The following is an 18587-nucleotide window of genomic DNA, read 5'->3' as shown; positions in this document are numbered from 1 at the left end:
CCTCCTTACAAGAAAGGCTCCCTGCCCTTACCAAGCACACAGGGGCCAAATGGATTCAAGCGCGCATCTCTTTTTCACGCTCACTCAAAGATGCCTTAAACGCTTCACGCTCGAATACTCGCGACATGTAGGACAGCAGCGGCTTAACCTGCTTTTCAGGCAACTCAATGTTGAGATCCGGCAAACGCCACAAGATAGGTGCCAAGCAGCAATCCACCAGCGTAAACTCTTCGCTCATGAAATAAGGCATATCTTCAAAAATCGGCGATATGCCAATCAGGCTTTCACGCAGCTCTTTACGCGCTCTATCCGCCTCTTTCTTTCCACCGCTGCGGATTAAATCGACCATTGGGCACCACTCACGCTCAATGCGGTGCATCCATAGACGGCTTTGCGCACGCGCCACTGGATAAACAGGCAACAGCGGAGGGTGCGGGAAACGCTCATCCAAGTACTCCATCATAACCTTTGATTCATACAGCACCAGGTCACGATCTAACAGCGTCGGCACGCTGTTGTACGGGTTGAGGTCTGCTAGCTCTTCCGGTGGTTTTTCATCGAGCACATCGACAATATCGACGGCAACCCCCTTTTCCGCCAACACAATGCGCACACGATGACTGAAATGATCATCACTACCAGAGTAAAAGATCATCGACGACCGCTTGGCCACAACACCCATGAAAGCATCCTCACATCAAAACAATCTTGGATAATAACACGCCAGCGCTACCTTAGGGGAAGCTAGCCTGCTTTGCTTTATTGCCATGCTGACAAGCAAAAGGCGCACGGCTTACGCCGTGCGCCCCACTGACCATCAGCTACTACTAATTAGTGGATGTCCCGCCAGTACTCACGCTTGAGCAGGTAAGCTATCACACCAAAAATAAAGATAAAGATCAGCACTTTAGGCGCCAGCGCCTGAGCCTGAAGCTTGGAGGGCTCACCTACATAAGCCAGGAAGTTAGTAAGGTCATACATCGCTTCCTCAAACTCAGCAGGCTCAAGTTCACCCGGCTCGGTCACTTGCAGCACTTCACAGGACTGGTACTTGCCCGATAACGCATCCGGCTCTTGGCCTTCAACCGGATGATCCGTTTCAGCACATACCAGCTCCTGCACGCCCTGCAGCGGCTCCAACACGTTAGGCATCGCTACCAAGTCAAACACGGTGTTATTGACGCCCGTGGGACGACTAGGATCTTTGTAGAAACCGAGCAGGTAAGAGTAGATCCAGTCGGTTCCACGCACACGTGTTTTAAGCGACAGGTCGGGCGGCGGTGCACCAAACCAACTCTCCGCGTCGCCACTGTTCATGGCGTTATGCATCTGATCGTTATAGGCCAGATCAGGCGAGAAGATCAGATTCTCTTCAACCAGATCCTGAGGCATTCCCAAGTCGTCAGCTGCACGAGCAAAACGCTGGTATTGAAGCGAGTGGCAACCCATGCAGTAGTTAACATAGAGCTTCATGCCATTTTGCAGCGAGGCTTGATCATTAAGATCAGGATCCATCGAGTGAGGCACACTGGCGCCCCCTGCAGCCATCGCGGTTACTGGCACTAAGGCGAAAAGAAGTCCAAACAGATACTTTTTCATTAGCCAGTCACCCTTTCCGGAACGGGTTTAGTCTTCTCCAGCTTGGTGTAGAACGGCATCAAGACAAAGAAGGCGAAGTAAATCACGGTGCACGCCTGAGCTAGCAGCGTCCGGCCTGCTGTCGATGGCAACACACCCAAAACCCCCAGGATGACAAAGCTGATAGCAAACAGCGTCAGCATGGTTTTCGACATCCAGCCTTTGTAACGCATAGAGCGCACGGGGCTACGATCCAGCCAGGGCAGAACAAACAGGATCGCGATCGCCGCACCCATAAATATAACACCCAGGAATTTAGCGTCTAAGCCAAACACCGAGAAGGTGATAGCGCGGAGAATGGCGTAGAAAGGCGTCATATACCAAACGGGCGCAATGTGATCAGGCGTCTGCAGCGGGTTTGCAGGATCAAAGTTAGGCCGCTCAATAAAGTAACCGCCGCCTTCCGGGAAGTAGAACACCACTACACAGAACACAAACAGGAAGACTGCCACACCCACCAGGTCTTTCACCGTGTAATAGGGGTGGAAGGGAATCCCATCCAGCGGCACACCGGCCTCATCCTTCTTCTGTTTGATATCAATGCCGTCAGGGTTGTTGGAACCCACTTCATGCAAAGCGATGATGTGCAGCACAACCAGCGCCAGAATAACGATCGGCAATGCGACCACATGCAGGGCGAAGAAGCGGTTGAGGGTAATACCTGAAATCAGGTAGTCACCCCGCACCCACTGCGCCAGATCAGGGCCGATACCAGGAATAGCCGAAAACAGCGAGATGATCACCTGGGCGCCCCAGTAGGACATTTGCCCCCACGGCAACAGATAGCCCATAAAGGCTTCCGCCATGAGCACCAGGTAAATAGTCATGCCGAAAACCCACACTAGCTCGCGCGGGGCTTTATAGGAACCGTACAAGAGGCCACGGAACATATGCAGATAGACGACAAGGAAGAAAGCGGAGGCGCCGGTGGTGTGCATATAGCGAATCAACCACCCCCACTCCACATCGCGCATTATGTATTCGACGGAATCGAACGCACCTTCAGCGGAGGGATTAAAGCTCATGGTCAGCCAAACCCCGGTAAGGATTTGATTGACCAGCGCCAGCAGTGCTAGCGAGCCAAAGAAGTACCAGAAGTTGAAGTTTTTCGGCGCGTAATACTTGGAGAGATGCTCTTGCCACATCTGAGTAGCAGGAAAACGATCATCCACCCACCGCATGATGCCCTTTTCCGCCTTGGCTTTATTCGGATTACCCATTAGGCAGTCTCCTCATCTTCGCCGATGACAATGATATCGTCATTTTCAAAGCGGTAGGGTGGCACCTCAAGGTTGGTTGGGGCGGGAACGTTGCTGAACACGCGACCAGCCAAGTCAAAGCGAGAACCATGGCAAGGACAGAAGAAGCCACCCGGCCAGTTATCAACGCCGACGCCCTCAGCATCGGGCTCAGGACGAAAGAGCGGCGAACAGCCCAAATGCGTACAGATGCCGATCAACACCCCAATTTCAGGCCTGATAGAGCGCATATGTCCTTCGATATAAGCAGGCTGCTGAGGCTCTGTTGATTCTGGATCAGCGAGCACCCCCTCACCGAGCGACTCAGTGCGCTCAATCATTTCAGGTGTGCGATTGATGATCCAAATCGGACGCCCCCGCCATTCGACGGTCATCCGCTCCCCAGGTTCAAGCTTGGATATATCTGCTTGAACAGGGGCACCCGCCGCTCTTGCCCTGGCACTAGGCTGCCAAGAAGCCACAAAGGGTACCGCAACCCCGACAGCACCTACCGCACCCACTACGGAGGTGGCACCTACGAGGAAACGGCGTCGGCCTTTGTTTACGCCGTTATCTGCCATTTCAGGTTTCTCCCATCAGCTTACCCGTTCCGCCGCAAAGGCGTCTTGCGACGACGAATATTAATTACGCTCTATGGTAAAAAAACAAAGCGCTGTGCACAAGAACAACCGCTCGTGACCATAGTGGTACAAGCAATATAATTTTTTGATATTCCAATAAAAAACGCCCAGGTCGATGACCTGGGCGTTTTGCCGCATAGCGTAGAAATTAACGCTTGGAGAACTGCGGACGACGACGTGCTTTGCGCAGACCGACTTTCTTACGCTCAACTTGACGCGCATCACGCGTTACGTAGCCAGCGGCACGCAGCGAAGGACGCAGATCTTCGTTGTAGTTCATCAGAGCACGGGTAATACCGTGACGAATAGCGCCAGCCTGAGAAGAGCCACCGCCGCCAGCGACAGTCACGAAGATGTCAAACTGGTTCAACGTTTCAGTCAACTCAAGCGGCTGACGAACAACCATGCGACCGGTAACACGACCAAAATAGAGGTCGAGGTCTTTGTCGTTGACTGTAATTTTGCCAGAGCCCGGCTTCATAAACACGCGAGCGGTGGAAGTCTTGCGGCGCCCGGTACCGTAATACTGCTGTGTCATGGCGAAGATTTCCTCAGAGGTTCAGTTCAAGCGGCTGTTGGGCAGCATGCGGATGCTCGTCGCCAGCGTACACTTTCAATTTCGTGTACATGGCACGGCCCAAGGGACCTTTCGGCAACATGCCTTTAACGGCAGACTCAATGATACGCTCGGGCGCATGATCAAGCATTTTGTCGAATGTCATAGAGCGCAGACCGCCCGGGTAACCAGTGTGGCGGTAGTAGGTTTTAGCCTTCGCCTTATTACCGGTTACGTGGACTTTCTCTGCGTTGATCACGACGATGTAGTCGCCAGTATCAACGTGAGGGGTAAATTCGGGCTTATGCTTGCCACGTAGGCGGCGAGCAATCTCGGTTGCCAGACGACCGAGCGTTTTGTCCGTAGCGTCGACTACATACCAGTCGCGCTGGACGGACTGCGGCTTAGCACTGAACGTCTTCATGGATGAAATCACCAGATTAAATGTATTGGGTGACTTACACCGTTGCACGGCGAAGCACCATCCCTATTCTTTTTGGTTGCTGGCTTACACCAGCAACATGCAGCGAGGCGGCATTCTACAGTAAGGCTGATGACAAGTTAAGCCGTTTCGTGACTTTTTTACTGAGCCGACACCCCTTAAGGCTTGTGCGCCAGCGCCAGGTACTCCTTGGACTGCATCTCCTGGAGGCGAGAGAGCGTTCGCTGGAACTCAAACGTTAGCTTCCCATCGCTATAAAGCTCTTCGATCGGCGCATCTGCAGACATTAGCAGCTTCACACCGCGGTCATAAAACTCGTCCACCATATTAATAAAGCGGCGCGCCTGATCATCCTGCCTGGCCCCCATACGCTTTACATTGGAAACCAACACCGTATGGAACTCACGGGCCAGCTCAATGTAGTCGTTTTGACTACGCGGCCCATCACAGAGCTCAAGAAATTCAAACCAGGCGACGTCATCGTGCAGCCGGCGCGTTTTAAGTACACGATGATTTACCTCTAGCGACGCGCCTGACTCGCCCTCGTGTCCGGCGATTTCCCGAAAGCTACGCGCCAGCTCACCTTCAGCCGCCTCATCCAGCGGTGAATAAAAGATCGCCGCCCGCTCTAACGCCCGGAGCCGATAATCAACCCCTGAGTCGACGTTAACCACCTCACAGTGGCGATTTACCAGCTCAATGGCTGGCAAAAAGCGCGCCCGCTGGAGGCCATCTTTGTACAAATCATTAGGCACAATATTGGAGGTCGCCACTAACACTACCCCACGCTCGAACAGCGCCTCCAGCAAATTGGCAAGAATCATCGCATCGGTAATATCTTTGACAAAAAACTCATCAAAGCAGATAACCCGCGCCTCGGTGGCAAATTTACCTGCGATGAGGTTGAGTGGATTCTTTTCACCTTTGTAGTGGGTCAGTTCATTATGAACGCGCTGCATAAAACGATGAAAATGGGTGCGCATTTTGTCTGGAAAGGGCAAGGCTTCATAGAAGGTATCCACTAAGTAGGTCTTACCACGCCCTACCCCGCCCCAAAAGTAGAGCCCCTTGACACTAGGCAAGACAGGCTCGTCAGACGTCGAGACCTTCTTGCCCATCAACCCCGCCATTTTAGCTCTTAGACCTTTATGAGCGACCAGGGCTTTGGGCGCGGTCGTAGGTGCCGCAACAAGTTCATCGTAAAGCCGCTGAAGATGCTTGACCGCCAACTCCTGGGCTGCATCGTACTGAAAATCATCGCGCTCCAAGTCAGCCCGATAGCGCTCTATAGGCGATGTAGGGCGCGTTTTTGCCGTTGCCCTACCCGCAGATAATGATGACATGCACTCGCCTCCTACAGCATGTAAGGCAGCAGCCAGCTTAACCACTGGCAACCTCAAGTAAGGGTGTGATTATACCTGTAGAGACATCTAAGCGCATGAGCGGATTGACCCAACCGGCTGAGTGACGCCTATAATGGCAGCCTGTTCGATTCTTAAGCTGCTAGCTAAAGCAGCCTAACTGTTATATTCAAGGCGCCAGGGAGAACACTGTGGACGCGAGCTCACCATTAACATTTGCCATCATCGGTTTTATCGTCGGCCTGATCGTTGGGGCGGTCGCTTTTCGCCTCTTAAGCAAAGGCCAGCGAGAGGCTGCTTCCATGCGCCAAAAGCTGCTCGAACGCGAACACCAGATTGCCGAGATGAAGAACAGCGTTGGCAGTCATTTAACGGGTATTTATCAACGCCTAAGCAATATCCGCGATGAAGCCAACCAACTAGAGCTTCAGCTCAAAGAGGACGCCGCGGAGTGGGATATTCGTGACGCATCCATTCAGCCTAGCCTTGATCTGTCGGGCATCGATTCAACGCGAGAGCAGCAGACAGCGACGGACACCAGCACCCCTTCCATGCCCCGCGACTATGCGGATGGCAAGGGCGGCACGCTGTCGGAAGACTTTGGCTTGAAGGGCAAAGAGGCGACAACGCCCCAGCCTCCACGTTACTAAACGACTCACCACTGCCCCCGGTATACGCTAGCGGCCTTTCAGGGTGCTGACAGCGTTATGCCGGGTTATTAATATCCACAAACCGGTGCTCAACGCCGTACTCATCACTTAGCCATTCGCCCAGCGCCTGAATCCCATAGCGCTCGGTGGCATGATGCCCTGCGGCGATATAGTGAATGCCCATTTCTCGTGCCAGGTGAGTCGTCCTTTCAGATATTTCACCGGAAACAAACACCTGGGCACCAGCATCAAAAGCGTCAGTGATCATGTCCTGCGCCCCACCGGTGCACCAGGCGATACGCTCAATTGCTCCCACCTGCGGAGCTTCGATCACCAAAGGTTCACGCTGCAAGGTTTGCGCTATTTGCGCCCCCAGCTCATTGATCGAATGCGGCTGGGGCAAACGCCCTGACCACAGCAGCCCCTCCCCCAACTCGCCATCAATACACCCCTCTACTTTCCACCCAAGACGCCTGGCCAGTTCAGCGTTATTGCCCATCTCTGCATGGGCATCCAGGGGCAGATGATAGGCTAGCAGGCTGATTCCATTATCAAGCAGGGTTTTAATCCGCCTCTGCTTCATGCCGGTAATCGCCACGGGTTCGTTTTTCCAAAAGTAGCCGTGATGCACCAGCACCATATCAGCCTGCCAGGCAACGGCTTCGTCCAGTAGCGCCTGACAGGCAGTAACGCCTGTCAAAACGCGCTTAACCTGCTCGCTACCCGCGACCTGTAAACCATTAATGGTAAAATCTTTAAACGCTGTCGCACGCAACTGATGGTCACAGGCTGCCACTAATTGGTCACGATGGATCATATTGCACCCTTGATTGATTGAACTGCATCCGTGAGGTACTTGCTAAGAAAGTGTTACCATAAAACCATTGTAAAACTCGCTGCTTTTTATCGCGAACAGTGAGACCGACCCGTTAAGGAATTGATTGCATGCGACGCTACGTGCTGCCTTACTTATGGCCTATTATCACTGGCGTGCTGCTCGCTGTAGTGATCCTGTTTGCACTCCCCGAGCAGTTGCCTAACCCGTTTCGTGACTCATCGCCACAACCCCCTCAGCAGGCTCCTGCCCCGGTCGTTTCAAACGTGCCCGCAGCAGTAGAGCCGCGCTCGGATCGCCCTGCCCCTGAAATCCATGAGGCAGCACCGCTATCCCGAAACGAGGGGCCGGTAAGTTACGCCAGGGCGGTGGAGCAAGCAGCCCCTGCGGTGGTTAACATTTACTCTTCACGCATTGTTGAGCGCGATCAGCACCCGCTGATGTCTGACCCCTTTTTTCAGCAATTTTTCGATAATCAGGGCGATGACGCCACGACCCATCAACGCATGCTCTCCAGTCTAGGCTCTGGCGTTATCGTCAGCGAAGACGGCTACGTGCTGACCAATCACCACGTCATCAATGGCGCTGATGAAATTCAGGTCGCCCTGCGTGACGGACGCGAAACCATTGCAGAGGTGATCGGCACAGACCCTGAAAGTGATTTGGCCGTGCTGAAAATCAACCTGGACGACTTACCGGTTATTGAACTAACAGACTCCGCCGATGTTGCCGTAGGCGATGTAGCGCTCGCTATTGGCAACCCTTTTGGGGTCGGCCAGACGGTCACCATGGGCATCATTAGCGCCACCGGGCGAAATCATTTAGGGCTAAACGCCTACGAAGACTTTATTCAAACAGACGCGGCGATCAATCCGGGTAATTCGGGTGGCGCGCTGGTCAATGCCGAGGGCGCCATGGTGGGGATCAATACGGCGATTTTCTCACGCTCAGGTGGCTCTCAGGGCATTGGCTTTGCCATTCCTGCCAATCTTGCTCATAGCATCCTGGATGAGCTGGTTACTCAAGGGCGTGTGATTCGGGGCTGGCTGGGCATAGAAGCGCAGGCGCTATCAAGGGAATTAGCCGCCTCTTTTGGCCTGCAAACACCTCAAGGGGTGATCGTCGCCGGTGTTGTCAGCGGAGGGCCCGCCGCAAAAGCAGGCCTGGAGCCCGGCGATGTACTTCTTGCCGTCGATGGTCAGCCGATTCTGGATGCCCGTTCGACGATGAGCGAAATTGCCTCGATTCCACCCGGCACGTCACTACCGCTAACCATTGTGCGCAGCGGTGAGCGCATGGAAATGACGCTGGAAGTGGGAGAGCGCCCGCTACCAACCATCCCCATTAATCAAGAGACCCCCGGCCAGCGCGACTCATAGTTTGCAATATGCGCGCGCTGGAGTGGCCCTCTGTATGTATCAGTCGCGGATACGGTACTCCGCTGAGCGGGCGTGGGCCGTTAGCGACTCCCCCCGGGCCAATACCGAGGCAATTTTACCCAGCTCAGAAGCGCCGTCTGCAGAGCAGTGAATAATCGAAGAGCGCTTCTGGAAATCGTAAACGCCCAACGGTGAAGAGAAGCGCGCCGTGCCAGAGGTAGGCAGCACGTGATTTGGCCCAGCACAGTAATCACCCAGCGCCTCGGCGGTGTAACGCCCCATAAAGATGGCCCCGGCATGGCGAATATCGTCTAACCATGTATCGGGGGCGGCGACGGAGAGCTCCAGGTGCTCAGGGGCAACCCGGTTAATCAGCGTAATGGCTTCCTGGGCGTCCTGACAGAGCACCAAGGCGCCACGTCGGCGCAGCGATTCACGCACAATCGCTTCACGCTCCAAGCTCGGCAGCAGCCTTTCAATCGCGGCCTCGACGGCATCTAAGTGCTCGGCATCCCAGCTCACCAGGATCGCCTGGGCATCTTCGTCATGCTCCGCCTGGGAGAACAGATCCATCGCCAGCCATTCAGGATCGGTCAGCCCATCGGAAACCACCATAATTTCCGAAGGCCCGGCAATCATATCAATGCCCACCTGACCAAATACCGCACGCTTAGCCGTGGCCACATAAATATTGCCAGGGCCGACAATTTTATCGACCCGGGGAACACTTTCAGTGCCGTAAGCAAGCGCTGCGACCGCCTGGGCACCGCCAATCGTAAACACATAGTCGACACCTGCCAAATGGGCCGCAGCCAACACCAGCTCATTGAGCACCCCGTCCGGGGTAGGCACGACCATAACGATTTCGCGCACACCGGCCACATGGGCAGGGATTGCATTCATTAACACCGAGGAGGGGTAAGCCGCCTTCCCCCCTGGGACATAAATACCGGCACGATCCAGCGGGGTGACTTTCTGCCCCAGCACCGTGCCGTCTGCCTCTTCGTATTGCCAGGAATTAGGCTTTTGGCGCTCGTGGTAGCGCTTAATCCGCTCGGCGGCACTGGAGAGCGCCTCGCGCTGCTCAGCAGGCAAGTTATGAAAGGCGCTCTCCAACTGTTCAGGCGTTAACGTCAATTCATCCATGGAAGTAACAGCAAGCCGGTCAAAGCGGTTAGTGGCTTCCACGACCGCGGCATCGCCGCGCTGTTTTACGCTGGCAAGAATTTCCGCTACCCGCGTCTGCACCGCTTTATCAGACACCCCTTCCCAACCCAACAGCGCATCCAGCCGGTGGTGAAAGGCAGCATCGCTTGTCGATAGGCGTGAAATCGTAGCAGTCGTCTGTTGGCATTCACTCATGGGTCACCTCACATCATTCGGCAAGCTGGGTCTGACGCTTTTTGACCGCACTGCCCAAGCGGTCGAGTAGCGGCTTAATGCGCTCATGCTTCATGGTCATGGCGGCTTTATTCACCACCAGCCGGGTGCTGATATGGGCGATAAGCTCACGCGGCTCCATGCCATTTGCCCTCAGGGTGTTGCCGGTATCGACGATATCGACAATCTCATCGGCCAGGTTCATTAACGGCGCCAGCTCCATGGCACCGTAGAGTTTGATCACCTCGGCCTGGATGCCCTGCTCGGCGTAATAACGGCGCGCCACGTTAACAAATTTCGTGGCCACCCGACGCCGGGCACGGGCTGGCAACTGACCGGTCACCCCCGCGGTCATCAACTTACAGCGGGCAATTTCCAAATCCAGTGGCTCATAAAGTCCTTCAGCACCGTGCTCAAGCAGCACATCTTTGCCTGCGATGCCAACATCGGCCGCCCCAAGCTGAACGTAAGTGGGGACGTCAGTGGCACGGATAATCACCAGCTTTACGTCGGGTAAGTTGGTGTCAAATAGCAGCTTGCGACTTTTGCTAAGATCTTCGGCAGGCGAAATCCCCGCATCGGCTAGCAGCGGCAGCGTCTCTTCCAGAATACGGCCCTTGGAGAGGGCTAAAATCAGTTGCTTACTCATCGTATTGGCCCGTCGTTATTCGAATGCAGGGATTCATAGCATGACTTAGCCGGGTATACGGCGAATACGCGCACCCAGCAGCTGCAGTTTCTCTTCGATACACTCGTAGCCACGGTCAATGTGATAGATGCGATCCACCAGCGTTTCGCCATCGGCCATCATGGCTGCAATCACCAGCGAAGCAGACGCACGCAGGTCGGTGGCCATTACCGGCGCACCGGAGAGCTTCTCGACCCCCTCGATCAAGGCGGTGTTGCCCTCCAGCACGATGTTGGCGCCCATGCGGTTTAGCTCTTGAACGTGCATAAAGCGGTTTTCGAAAATCGTCTCGACTACCCGAGAGTGCCCGACCGCCACGGCATTCATGGCCACGAACTGCGCCTGCATATCAGTAGGAAACGCCGGATAGGGCGCGGTGCGAATATTGACCGCCTTGGGGCGTTTACCGTGCATGTCCAGGGCAATCCAGTCGTCGCCACTGGTGACTTCGGCACCCGCCTCTTCCAACTTGGCGATAACGGCATCCAGGATGTCGGCGCGGGTACGCTTGACCTTAACCCGCCCACCGGTCATGGCGGCGGCAACTAGAAACGTGCCCGTCTCAATACGGTCGGGCATGACATCGTGTTCGCAGCCGTGCAGCTTCTCGACACCTTCGATGGTGATGGTGTCGGTTCCTTGGCCGCTGATGTTAGCGCCCATTTTGATCAAGCACTCGGCCAAGTCGACGATTTCAGGCTCGCGGGCCGCGTTTTCCAGAACGGTTTTGCCATCGGCCAAGGTGGCCGCCATCAGCAGATTTTCGGTACCGGTCACTGTCACGGTATCGAAGTAGATAGTCGCCCCTTTTAGTCGACCATCAACCCGCGCTCGAATATAGCCAGCCTCCACGCGAATCTCCGCCCCCATGGCTTCCAAACCGCGAATGTGTAAATCCACCGGGCGCGAGCCAATGGCGCACCCACCGGGTAGCGACACATCGGCTTTACCGAAGTGGGCAAGCAGAGGGCCCAGCACCAGGATGGAGGCACGCATTTTTTTAACCAGCTCATAGGGCGCATGGCACTGGGTAACCTGGGATCCATCCAACTGAATACTCAGTTTCTCACCCATCACCGGCTCAACGCCCATGCGGCCAAGCAGTTCTAGCGTGGTGGTAATATCCTGCAGGTGCGGCAAATTACCGATGATCACGGGACCATCGGCCAACAGGCTGGCACACAGAATAGGCAGCGCCGCATTTTTGGCACCGCTCACCCACACTTCACCGTCTACCGATCCGTTGCCGGTAATGATTAACTTATCCATGGGGCGACCGTTATTGAACGTTTTCCGGTGCAGTTTGCCACTGCGCCGGAGTAAACGTTTTGATGCTAATAGCGTGGAGCGCACCCGAGGCGATCTCATCGCTCAGTGCAGCGTAAACAAGCTGCTGACGCTTGACCGGAGAGAGACCTTCAAAGGCATCGCCAACCGCAATCACCTGAAAGTTACAGCCTTCACCCTGGATATGGAACTGGCATCCGTCGATACGGGATTCAAGCAGTGCTTTTACCTCATTGGGTTGCATGGCGCAGAGAACTCCTTTGGGGTCATCGTTATTAATGAACGTAATTGGGTCGACATAATAAAGAAAAGCAGTGCGCTTGGCGATGCCGCAGCGTTAAACGGCCAGAGTAGTGGCTGGCTGCTCAATCAAAGCATCCAACTCAGCCAGGGAGGCAAGGCGGCGTAGCGGCGCTGACAAAAGAATGGCCTGAACCTGAATACCGCGCTGCCGACAAATGCGCAGCCATTCAAATAGCACGCTGATAGCAACACTGCTGGCTTTCTCAACGCGACTAAAATCTAAACTGATGGTGGTTAGTTCGGTTTGCTTGAGCCATTTAACGCCACTGGCGGCCAAGTCGGCCGCCAAGGTGACGTCCACATCGCCGGCCACAAGCAGGGTGGCGTTTTCTTCACTCACCGTGACGCCGGGGCGTGAAAACAGCGCTGTCACGCATCGCCTCCCTGCTCAAGCTCCTCAACGCCCACTTCAGGCGACCAGCCGTCAATAACCGCATCATAATCGCGGTTGTTTTCGCGCATGGCTTGGTCAAACTGATTGCGGAACGTCAGGCCCAAATTAATGCCGTTAACGATCACGTTTACCACCCGCCACTCACCGTCGGAGAGCCTCAGGCTATAACTGACGGGGTACACTTGGCCATCGCTGGCCACTACTTCCATCGCCACACTGGCCTGATCGTCGTGGCGCTGAGCCTGCTGGGAATCCAGTACCCGTAGCTCATCATAATCAAACGTCACCAAGCCGCGGGTGTAGGTATCGATCAGCGTTTGCCGAAACACATCCACAAAACGACGGCGCTGCTCCGGAGTAGCATTGCGGAAATAATTGCCCATTACGCTGGCACCGATATAGCGAAAATCCGCTACTTGGTCGAGATTACTATCCACTAACGCCTCAAGCTCGCTAAGGTTATTGGCATAATAATCCTTGCGACCCTCAATATCCGCCATTAGTGACTCGACGTTCTCGCGAATCTTTGCTTCTGGTGTCTGCGACTGCGCCTGGGACTGCAGTGGCACCATTAACGCTGCCACCATACTGATCACCAAGAGCCAACGACCCAACATCAAGCTCACTCCATTCATCACCATTATCTCCCTACCCGTTATCGCACTGGGCCCATTATCACACTGGATTCGTGCCTGCCACTTGAAACACTAGTTGCTCGCCATATTGGACACAAATTGCTGAATAAGTTCTTCCAGCACCAACGCCGACTGGGTGTCGCGAATGGTGTCGCCATCTTCCAACATCTCAGGGTCACCGCCCACACTAAGCCCAATGTACTGCTCACCCAACAGGCCTGCCGTCAGGATAGAGGCGATCGAGTCTTTGGAAAGCTGACCTTCAAGCTCACTGTCCAGACTTAGCACGACCCGCGCATCAAACCACTCGGTATCCAGCTCGATCGCCTCCACCCGCCCCACCGTCACGCCAGCCATAGTGACCCTGGCGCGGGGCTTTAAGCTGCCAATATTGGCAAAGTTGGCCTCTAGCTGAAATGACTGCGAGGGCGCAGAGAACGTCAGTCCACTAACACGTAAGCCTAGGAACACCAGCCCCAGGATGCCTGCCACCATAAACAGGCCAACACCGAACTCCATGGTTTTACTGCGTTTCATGAAACTGCTCCAGCATTAAAGGCCGCCAAACATGATGGCGGTCAATACAAAATCAAGCCCCAACACTGCCAGGGACGAATACACTACTGTGCGCGTCGTAGCACGCGAGATACCTTCAGAAGTCGGCACCAAATCATACCCCTGGAATACCGCAATCCAGGTCACCACCAGGGCAAATACAGCGCTTTTGATCATGCCGTTACCAATATCATCGACAAAGGCTACGCTGGCCTGCATGTTACTCCAGTAGGAACCCTCAAAAACGCCTAGCCACTCAACCCCCACCAGGTACCCCCCCCAGATACCCACCACGCTAAACCCCACCGTCAGAATAGGCAGCGACACAAAGCCTGCCCATAAACGCGGGGCCACCACACGACGCAGGGGATCAACGCCGATCATCTCCATGCTGGTGAGCTGCTCGGTCGCTTTCATCAAACCGATCTCGGCGGTAAGCGCAGAGCCCGCCCGCCCGGCAAACAGCAGTGCCGCCACCACTGGCGCCAGCTCTCGCAATAGCGAAAGCGCCACCATTTGACCCAGCGCCTGCTCTGCGCCGAAATCGACCAGAATGGTGTAGCCCTGCAGCGCCAGCACCATGCCGATAAACAGTCCCGACACCAGCACAATAGCTAACGAAAGCACGCCAACAAAGTGCATCTGGTGCAACCATAACCGCCAACCTTCTCGGGAAGGCACACCCACCGCTGACTGAAATAGAAACACACCCGCTCGACCCAATGCTTCCATTAAGTCGCACCCCCGGCGCCCCAGCCGGGTGATACGCGCGGCGCTGTTAGAGAATTTTGACTGCATTAACCCTGCCCTTTATTTACCCTGCATGTGTGCATTGACGCTAACGTGGTCACCTAACCTATCTGTGTCATCGGGGCGTCACCCAGAATATCGCGATAAAACGCCTCGGCGGGGTAGTGGAATGGCACCGGGCCATCGGGCTCACCATGGATAAACTGACTAACCCGCGGGTCTTCATTGGTGTCCAAGGTCTGCGGGGTGCCATGAGCCACCACTTGACCATCGGCAATCAGGTAGAGGTAATCGGCAATGCTCAAGGTCTCTTTGATATCATGAGAGACCACCACAGAGGTGAGCTGAAGCGCTTGGTTAAGACGCTTAATCAACTGTACCAATACCCCCATGGAGATGGGATCCTGGCCTACGAAAGGTTCATCGTACAGAATCAGTTCTGGATCCAGCGCGACCGCACGGGCCAAAGCCACCCGACGCGCCATCCCCCCGGAAAGCTCAGCAGGTGTTAAGTTTCGCGCACCGCGCAAGCCAACTGACTGTAGCTTGAGCAATACCAGGTCGCGAACCATGGTATTGGGCAAATCCGTATGCACCCGCAGCGGAAAGGCAACGTTCTCAAACACATCCAGATCGGAAAACAGCGCACCACTCTGAAACAGCATGCCCATCCGCTTGCGTAGCGTGAATAGCGCCTTCCGCGAAAGCTTATGCACATCCTGCCCGTCAATCAGTATTCGCCCGCTCTCCGGCGTCAACTGACCGCCGATCAGCTTTAGCAGCGTGGTTTTACCGGTACCGCTCGGCCCCATGATCGCGGTCACTTTACCCCGCGGTATGGTCATATTCACCCCACGGAAAATTTCGTGATCGCCACGTGAAAAATAGAGCTCTTCAATTTCTATAAAGGGTGCATCTGTCATGGATCAGTTGACTCTTAACTTGGCACGGCCAGAACCAAGTAGCATAACCTACTTGCTGCGACCGCAGTTAGAAAACAGTGTTTCTAAAACATTATCGAACATCGTACTATAACGCTACAAGACATTACGGTGCGAATGGGCTCTCCTTAGGTAGCTCGTCAACACCAGTCGCCTTGAGCAACGGCCTCAATTACTGCCTATTAGGGGTATCGAGATGTTATTCTTGGCGGTTACCACTTTGTTCATTTTCAATTGTTAAGAGAAAACGCTATGCGCCAGCCTCCTGCTTCATCCAGCCTACTACGCGAAAGCGCACTGCGTACGCTGCAAATTGAGCAGGCAGCGATTGGGGGCCTCCAAGCTAAACTGGACGAAAGCTTTGACCGCGCCTGCGAGCTGATCCTCGCCTGCCAAGGCCGCGTGGTGGTGACAGGCATGGGCAAGTCGGGGCATATTGCAGGCAAGCTGGCAGCGACACTGGCCAGCACGGGCACACCGGCCTTTTTCGTTCACCCCGGTGAAGCCAGCCACGGCGATCTAGGCATGATTACCCGCGCCGATGTGGTGCTGGCGTTATCCAACTCGGGGGAAACAGCCGAAGTCACTGCCCTTCTGCCGCTGCTTAAACGCCTTGGCACCCCGTTGGTGAGCATGACCGGCCGCCCCCACTCCACGCTTGCCAAACACGCTGACGCGCATCTCGATAGTGGCGTTGAGCGTGAGGCGTGCCCGCTCGACCTTGCTCCCACCAGCTCCACCACCGCTGCTCTCGCCCTGGGTGATGCCCTGGCGGTTGCATTGCTGGAAGCACGCGGCTTTACCGCTGAAGACTTCGCCCTTTCCCACCCTGGCGGAAGCTTAGGCAAGCGCCTACTGCTGCGTGTGAGAGACCTGATGCATGATGGCGAGCGACTACCCCAGGTCGCACTGGGCAGCCCACTTCGCGATGCGTTATTGGAGATCACCCGACAAGGGCTTGGCTTTACCTGTGTGGTGGATAGCGATGGGCGCCTCGCCGGGGTCTACACCGATGGCGACCTGCGACGCACGCTGGATCAGTTCCATAATCTACGCGATGTGCGCGTTGACGACGTTATGACCCGGCCAGGCAAACGCATCGGCCCAGACATCCTGGCAGCCGAAGCGGTACGCATCATGGAAGAGAGCCGCATTACCGCGCTCGCGGTGGTCGATGAACAACAGCGCCCTATTGGGGCTCTACATATGCATGACCTGCTCGCCAGCGGCGTTATTTAACCTACCGGCGTTTTACTCCGCCTGGCTTTACCAATTTAGTGATATGGAGGCTCTATGTCCCTACCTGCTGCGCTACTTGATCGTCTCCGCCGTGTACGCCTTTTGGCGCTGGATGTGGACGGCGTTCTCACTGATGGCCGTCTCTACTTTCAGGCCGATGGAATCGAAATCAAGGCATTCCACACCCAGGATGGCCATGGGCTAAAACTTCTCAAACGCGTAGGCGTACATGTAGCGTTGATTACCGGCCGCGACTCCCCCATGGTGAGCCAGCGCGCCGCCGCACTGGGCATCGATCATGTCCATCAGGGCTGTGAAGATAAGCTGGCCACCTTGCGTGGGCTCTGTCAGCGCCTAGATATCGAGCTGGAACAGGTGGCTTATTGCGGCGACGACCTACCCGACCTAGCGGCGATCAAGCGTTGCGGCGTTGGCATTACCGTCCCTAACGCACCGGACTATATGCATACTCACGCCGACTGGATCACCGAGCGTCTGGGTGGCCACGGAGCAGTGCGCGAAATCTGCGATACGCTGCTTGAATCCCAAGGGCACTGGGGCGCGGTGCTCGACACCTACCTCCACGGCCGCACGTAAATGATTAAACGCTTTAAAGTGCGTCTCTGGTTAGCCGGGCTGGTCATAGCACTGGGAGCTCTACTGGTATGGCTTGACCCCCGCGGCCCGCAAGACACCAGCATCGATCCAGAAGCGCAGGCTCAAGAGCCAGGCCACGTATTGGAAAATGCTGAAATCACGCTATTCGGTGATAATGGCAACGTCCTGCAGTCGCTGAAAACCCCGCGCCTGATCCATACGCCTCAGCAAAGTGAAACCTGGACAGAAGAGCCCGAAGCGCTGCTTTACGACAATGAGGAGCGTCAATGGCTGGCTAGCGCAGATGTAGGCACGCTCAATACCGCCACCCAGTCGCTGCTACTGTCAGGCTCGGCACGTTTGATAGCACCGGATGAAGGTTGGCAGCTAGATACCGAGCTATTGCATTATGATGGGGTAACCCAGCATGCCTGGAGTGATACACCGGTCATGCTGCAGCAACCGCCCCAGCAAATGAGTGCTTCACGTATGGACGTGTGGCTTAACGATAGCCGGGTTCGCCTAACGGATAATGTACGCGGCACACACCCCCCGGCCAAGCAATCTAGAGAGGAGTCGCCATGAAAGCACTTGTTTACACCGCCTTTTTTGCGCTCGCGATACCGCTAACAGCGCAGGCCCAGACCTCACAGCAGGCGCCTATTGAAGTAGAGGCCGACCGTTTGGATCTCGACCAACGGGCGGGTACCGCCGTTTATAGTGGAGACGTGGACATTCGCCAGGGCGAAATGCAGTTGCGGGGCGAGCGGGTAGAGGTCAAACGCAACGAGGCAGGTGAACTCTCGACAGCGACAGCCACCGGTGAGCGCGCCTATCTGCGCCATCAGGGTGAAGGGCAGGAGGGCCCCACCGAAGGTTGGGCACGGCGGATCATTTATCACGTTGCGGAACGCCGCGTCGAGTTGATTGATCAAGCCGAACTGACCCAACAAGAGGACACGTTCAACGGTGGGCGCCTTGAGTATTTTATTGACCGCGAAGTGATTCAAGCACGCTCTGACGTTGACGGCAGCGAGCCCCAGCGCATTCGAATGACCCTTCAGCCTGAACAATAGGG

General features: G+C 55.4%; 23 protein-coding genes. 6 read left to right on the top strand and 17 right to left on the bottom strand.

What is annotated here, in order from left to right; all coding sequences use genetic code 11:
- Positions 1–55: 55 nt before the first annotated feature.
- The 7 genes from sspA to zapE all read right to left on the bottom strand — a co-directional run bounded on the left by sspA (position 56) and on the right by zapE (position 5858).
- Positions 56–682 (bottom strand): stringent starvation protein SspA, encoded by a 627-nt coding sequence (gene sspA, locus OM794_RS08365; protein WP_226249783.1) that lies wholly within the window; start codon positions 680–682, stop codon positions 56–58.
- 149 nt (positions 683–831) lie between these two features.
- Positions 832–1599, bottom strand: a complete 768-nt coding sequence (locus tag OM794_RS08360; protein WP_226249782.1) for a cytochrome c1 — start codon at positions 1597–1599, stop codon at positions 832–834.
- Complete coding sequence (locus OM794_RS08355) at positions 1599–2858, bottom strand: cytochrome b (protein WP_226249781.1); 1260 nt, start codon at positions 2856–2858, stop codon at positions 1599–1601. The genes OM794_RS08360 and OM794_RS08355 overlap by 1 nt, the downstream gene beginning before the upstream one ends.
- A complete protein-coding gene (gene petA / locus OM794_RS08350; protein ID WP_226249780.1) occupies positions 2858–3457 on the bottom strand; it encodes a ubiquinol-cytochrome c reductase iron-sulfur subunit in 600 nt (199 codons plus the stop codon). Before petA ends, OM794_RS08355 begins: the two co-directional genes overlap by 1 nt.
- Before the next feature lie 208 nt (positions 3458–3665).
- Complete coding sequence (gene rpsI, locus OM794_RS08345) at positions 3666–4055, bottom strand: 30S ribosomal protein S9 (protein WP_226249779.1); 390 nt, start codon at positions 4053–4055, stop codon at positions 3666–3668.
- Positions 4056–4068: 13 nt separating this feature from the next.
- Positions 4069–4497: a 50S ribosomal protein L13 gene (gene rplM, locus OM794_RS08340; protein ID WP_022523919.1), complete on the bottom strand. Its 429-nt coding sequence runs from the start codon at positions 4495–4497 to the stop codon at positions 4069–4071.
- 176 nt (positions 4498–4673) lie between these two features.
- On the bottom strand, positions 4674–5858 hold the full coding sequence (gene zapE / locus OM794_RS08335; RefSeq protein ID WP_226249778.1) for a cell division protein ZapE: 1185 nt from the start codon (positions 5856–5858) through the stop codon (positions 4674–4676).
- Between the two features lie 209 nt (positions 5859–6067).
- Between zapE and OM794_RS08330 the strand changes: the two genes are divergently transcribed.
- Positions 6068–6526: a YhcB family protein gene (locus OM794_RS08330; RefSeq protein ID WP_226249777.1), complete on the top strand. Its 459-nt coding sequence runs from the start codon at positions 6068–6070 to the stop codon at positions 6524–6526.
- A 55-nt stretch (positions 6527–6581) separates the two neighbouring features.
- Here OM794_RS08330 and OM794_RS08325 read toward each other — a convergent pair whose 3' ends face one another.
- Positions 6582–7343, bottom strand: coding sequence for a Nif3-like dinuclear metal center hexameric protein (locus OM794_RS08325; RefSeq protein ID WP_226249776.1), 762 nt, complete (start codon positions 7341–7343; stop codon positions 6582–6584).
- A gap of 128 nt (positions 7344–7471) precedes the next feature.
- Here OM794_RS08325 and OM794_RS08320 point away from each other — a divergent pair, with 128 nt between their 5' ends.
- Positions 7472–8740, top strand: a complete 1269-nt coding sequence (locus OM794_RS08320; protein WP_226249775.1) for a Do family serine endopeptidase — start codon at positions 7472–7474, stop codon at positions 8738–8740.
- A gap of 39 nt (positions 8741–8779) precedes the next feature.
- Here OM794_RS08320 and hisD read toward each other — a convergent pair whose 3' ends face one another.
- The 9 genes from hisD to OM794_RS08275 all read right to left on the bottom strand — a co-directional run bounded on the left by hisD (position 8780) and on the right by OM794_RS08275 (position 15655).
- The gene (gene hisD / locus OM794_RS08315; RefSeq protein WP_226249774.1) at positions 8780–10102 is read right to left on the bottom strand and encodes a histidinol dehydrogenase; all 1323 of its coding nucleotides are present in this window, start codon (positions 10100–10102) and stop codon (positions 8780–8782) included.
- A gap of 13 nt (positions 10103–10115) precedes the next feature.
- A complete protein-coding gene (gene hisG / locus OM794_RS08310) occupies positions 10116–10769 on the bottom strand; it encodes an ATP phosphoribosyltransferase (RefSeq protein WP_088698578.1) in 654 nt (217 codons plus the stop codon).
- A 45-nt stretch (positions 10770–10814) separates the two neighbouring features.
- Entirely contained in the window at positions 10815–12077 is a 1263-nt protein-coding gene (gene murA / locus OM794_RS08305; protein WP_226249773.1) for a UDP-N-acetylglucosamine 1-carboxyvinyltransferase, read from the bottom strand.
- Between the two features lie 10 nt (positions 12078–12087).
- Positions 12088–12339 carry a BolA family protein gene (locus tag OM794_RS08300; RefSeq protein ID WP_007114696.1) on the bottom strand — a complete coding sequence of 84 codons (252 nt, stop codon included), beginning with the start codon at positions 12337–12339 and terminating at the stop codon, positions 12088–12090.
- 93 nt (positions 12340–12432) lie between these two features.
- Complete coding sequence (locus OM794_RS08295; protein WP_088698576.1) at positions 12433–12771, bottom strand: lipid asymmetry maintenance protein MlaB; 339 nt, start codon at positions 12769–12771, stop codon at positions 12433–12435.
- Positions 12768–13409 (bottom strand): phospholipid-binding protein MlaC, encoded by a 642-nt coding sequence (locus tag OM794_RS08290; protein WP_413229668.1) that lies wholly within the window; start codon positions 13407–13409, stop codon positions 12768–12770. Before OM794_RS08290 ends, OM794_RS08295 begins: the two co-directional genes overlap by 4 nt.
- 90 nt (positions 13410–13499) lie before the next feature.
- On the bottom strand, positions 13500–13964 hold the full coding sequence (gene mlaD, locus OM794_RS08285; protein WP_088698574.1) for an outer membrane lipid asymmetry maintenance protein MlaD: 465 nt from the start codon (positions 13962–13964) through the stop codon (positions 13500–13502).
- Positions 13965–13979: 15 nt separating this feature from the next.
- Positions 13980–14780: a lipid asymmetry maintenance ABC transporter permease subunit MlaE gene (gene mlaE, locus OM794_RS08280; protein WP_088698573.1), complete on the bottom strand. Its 801-nt coding sequence runs from the start codon at positions 14778–14780 to the stop codon at positions 13980–13982.
- A gap of 53 nt (positions 14781–14833) precedes the next feature.
- Positions 14834–15655, bottom strand: coding sequence for an ATP-binding cassette domain-containing protein (locus tag OM794_RS08275; protein WP_226249771.1), 822 nt, complete (start codon positions 15653–15655; stop codon positions 14834–14836).
- Positions 15656–15925: 270 nt separating this feature from the next.
- Between OM794_RS08275 and OM794_RS08270 the strand changes: the two genes are divergently transcribed.
- From OM794_RS08270 to lptA, 4 genes are read left to right on the top strand one after another with little or no spacing between them, the layout of a single operon-like run.
- Positions 15926–16912: a KpsF/GutQ family sugar-phosphate isomerase gene (locus OM794_RS08270; protein WP_226249770.1), complete on the top strand. Its 987-nt coding sequence runs from the start codon at positions 15926–15928 to the stop codon at positions 16910–16912.
- Between the two features lie 54 nt (positions 16913–16966).
- Positions 16967–17509 (top strand): KdsC family phosphatase, encoded by a 543-nt coding sequence (locus OM794_RS08265; protein WP_088698570.1) that lies wholly within the window; start codon positions 16967–16969, stop codon positions 17507–17509.
- A complete protein-coding gene (gene lptC, locus OM794_RS08260) occupies positions 17510–18094 on the top strand; it encodes an LPS export ABC transporter periplasmic protein LptC (RefSeq protein WP_226249769.1) in 585 nt (194 codons plus the stop codon).
- Positions 18091–18585 carry a lipopolysaccharide transport periplasmic protein LptA gene (lptA, locus tag OM794_RS08255; protein ID WP_226249768.1) on the top strand — a complete coding sequence of 165 codons (495 nt, stop codon included), beginning with the start codon at positions 18091–18093 and terminating at the stop codon, positions 18583–18585. The genes lptC and lptA overlap by 4 nt, the downstream gene beginning before the upstream one ends.
- The last annotated feature ends 2 nt before the right edge of the window (positions 18586–18587 follow it).

Origin of the sequence: Halomonas sp. BDJS001 (genome assembly GCF_026104355.1) — a bacterium.
Classification (GTDB): Bacteria; Pseudomonadota; Gammaproteobacteria; order Pseudomonadales; family Halomonadaceae; genus Vreelandella.
The sequence above is the reverse complement of the archived record's forward strand: the minus strand, read 5'-3'. Positions and strand labels throughout refer to the sequence as shown.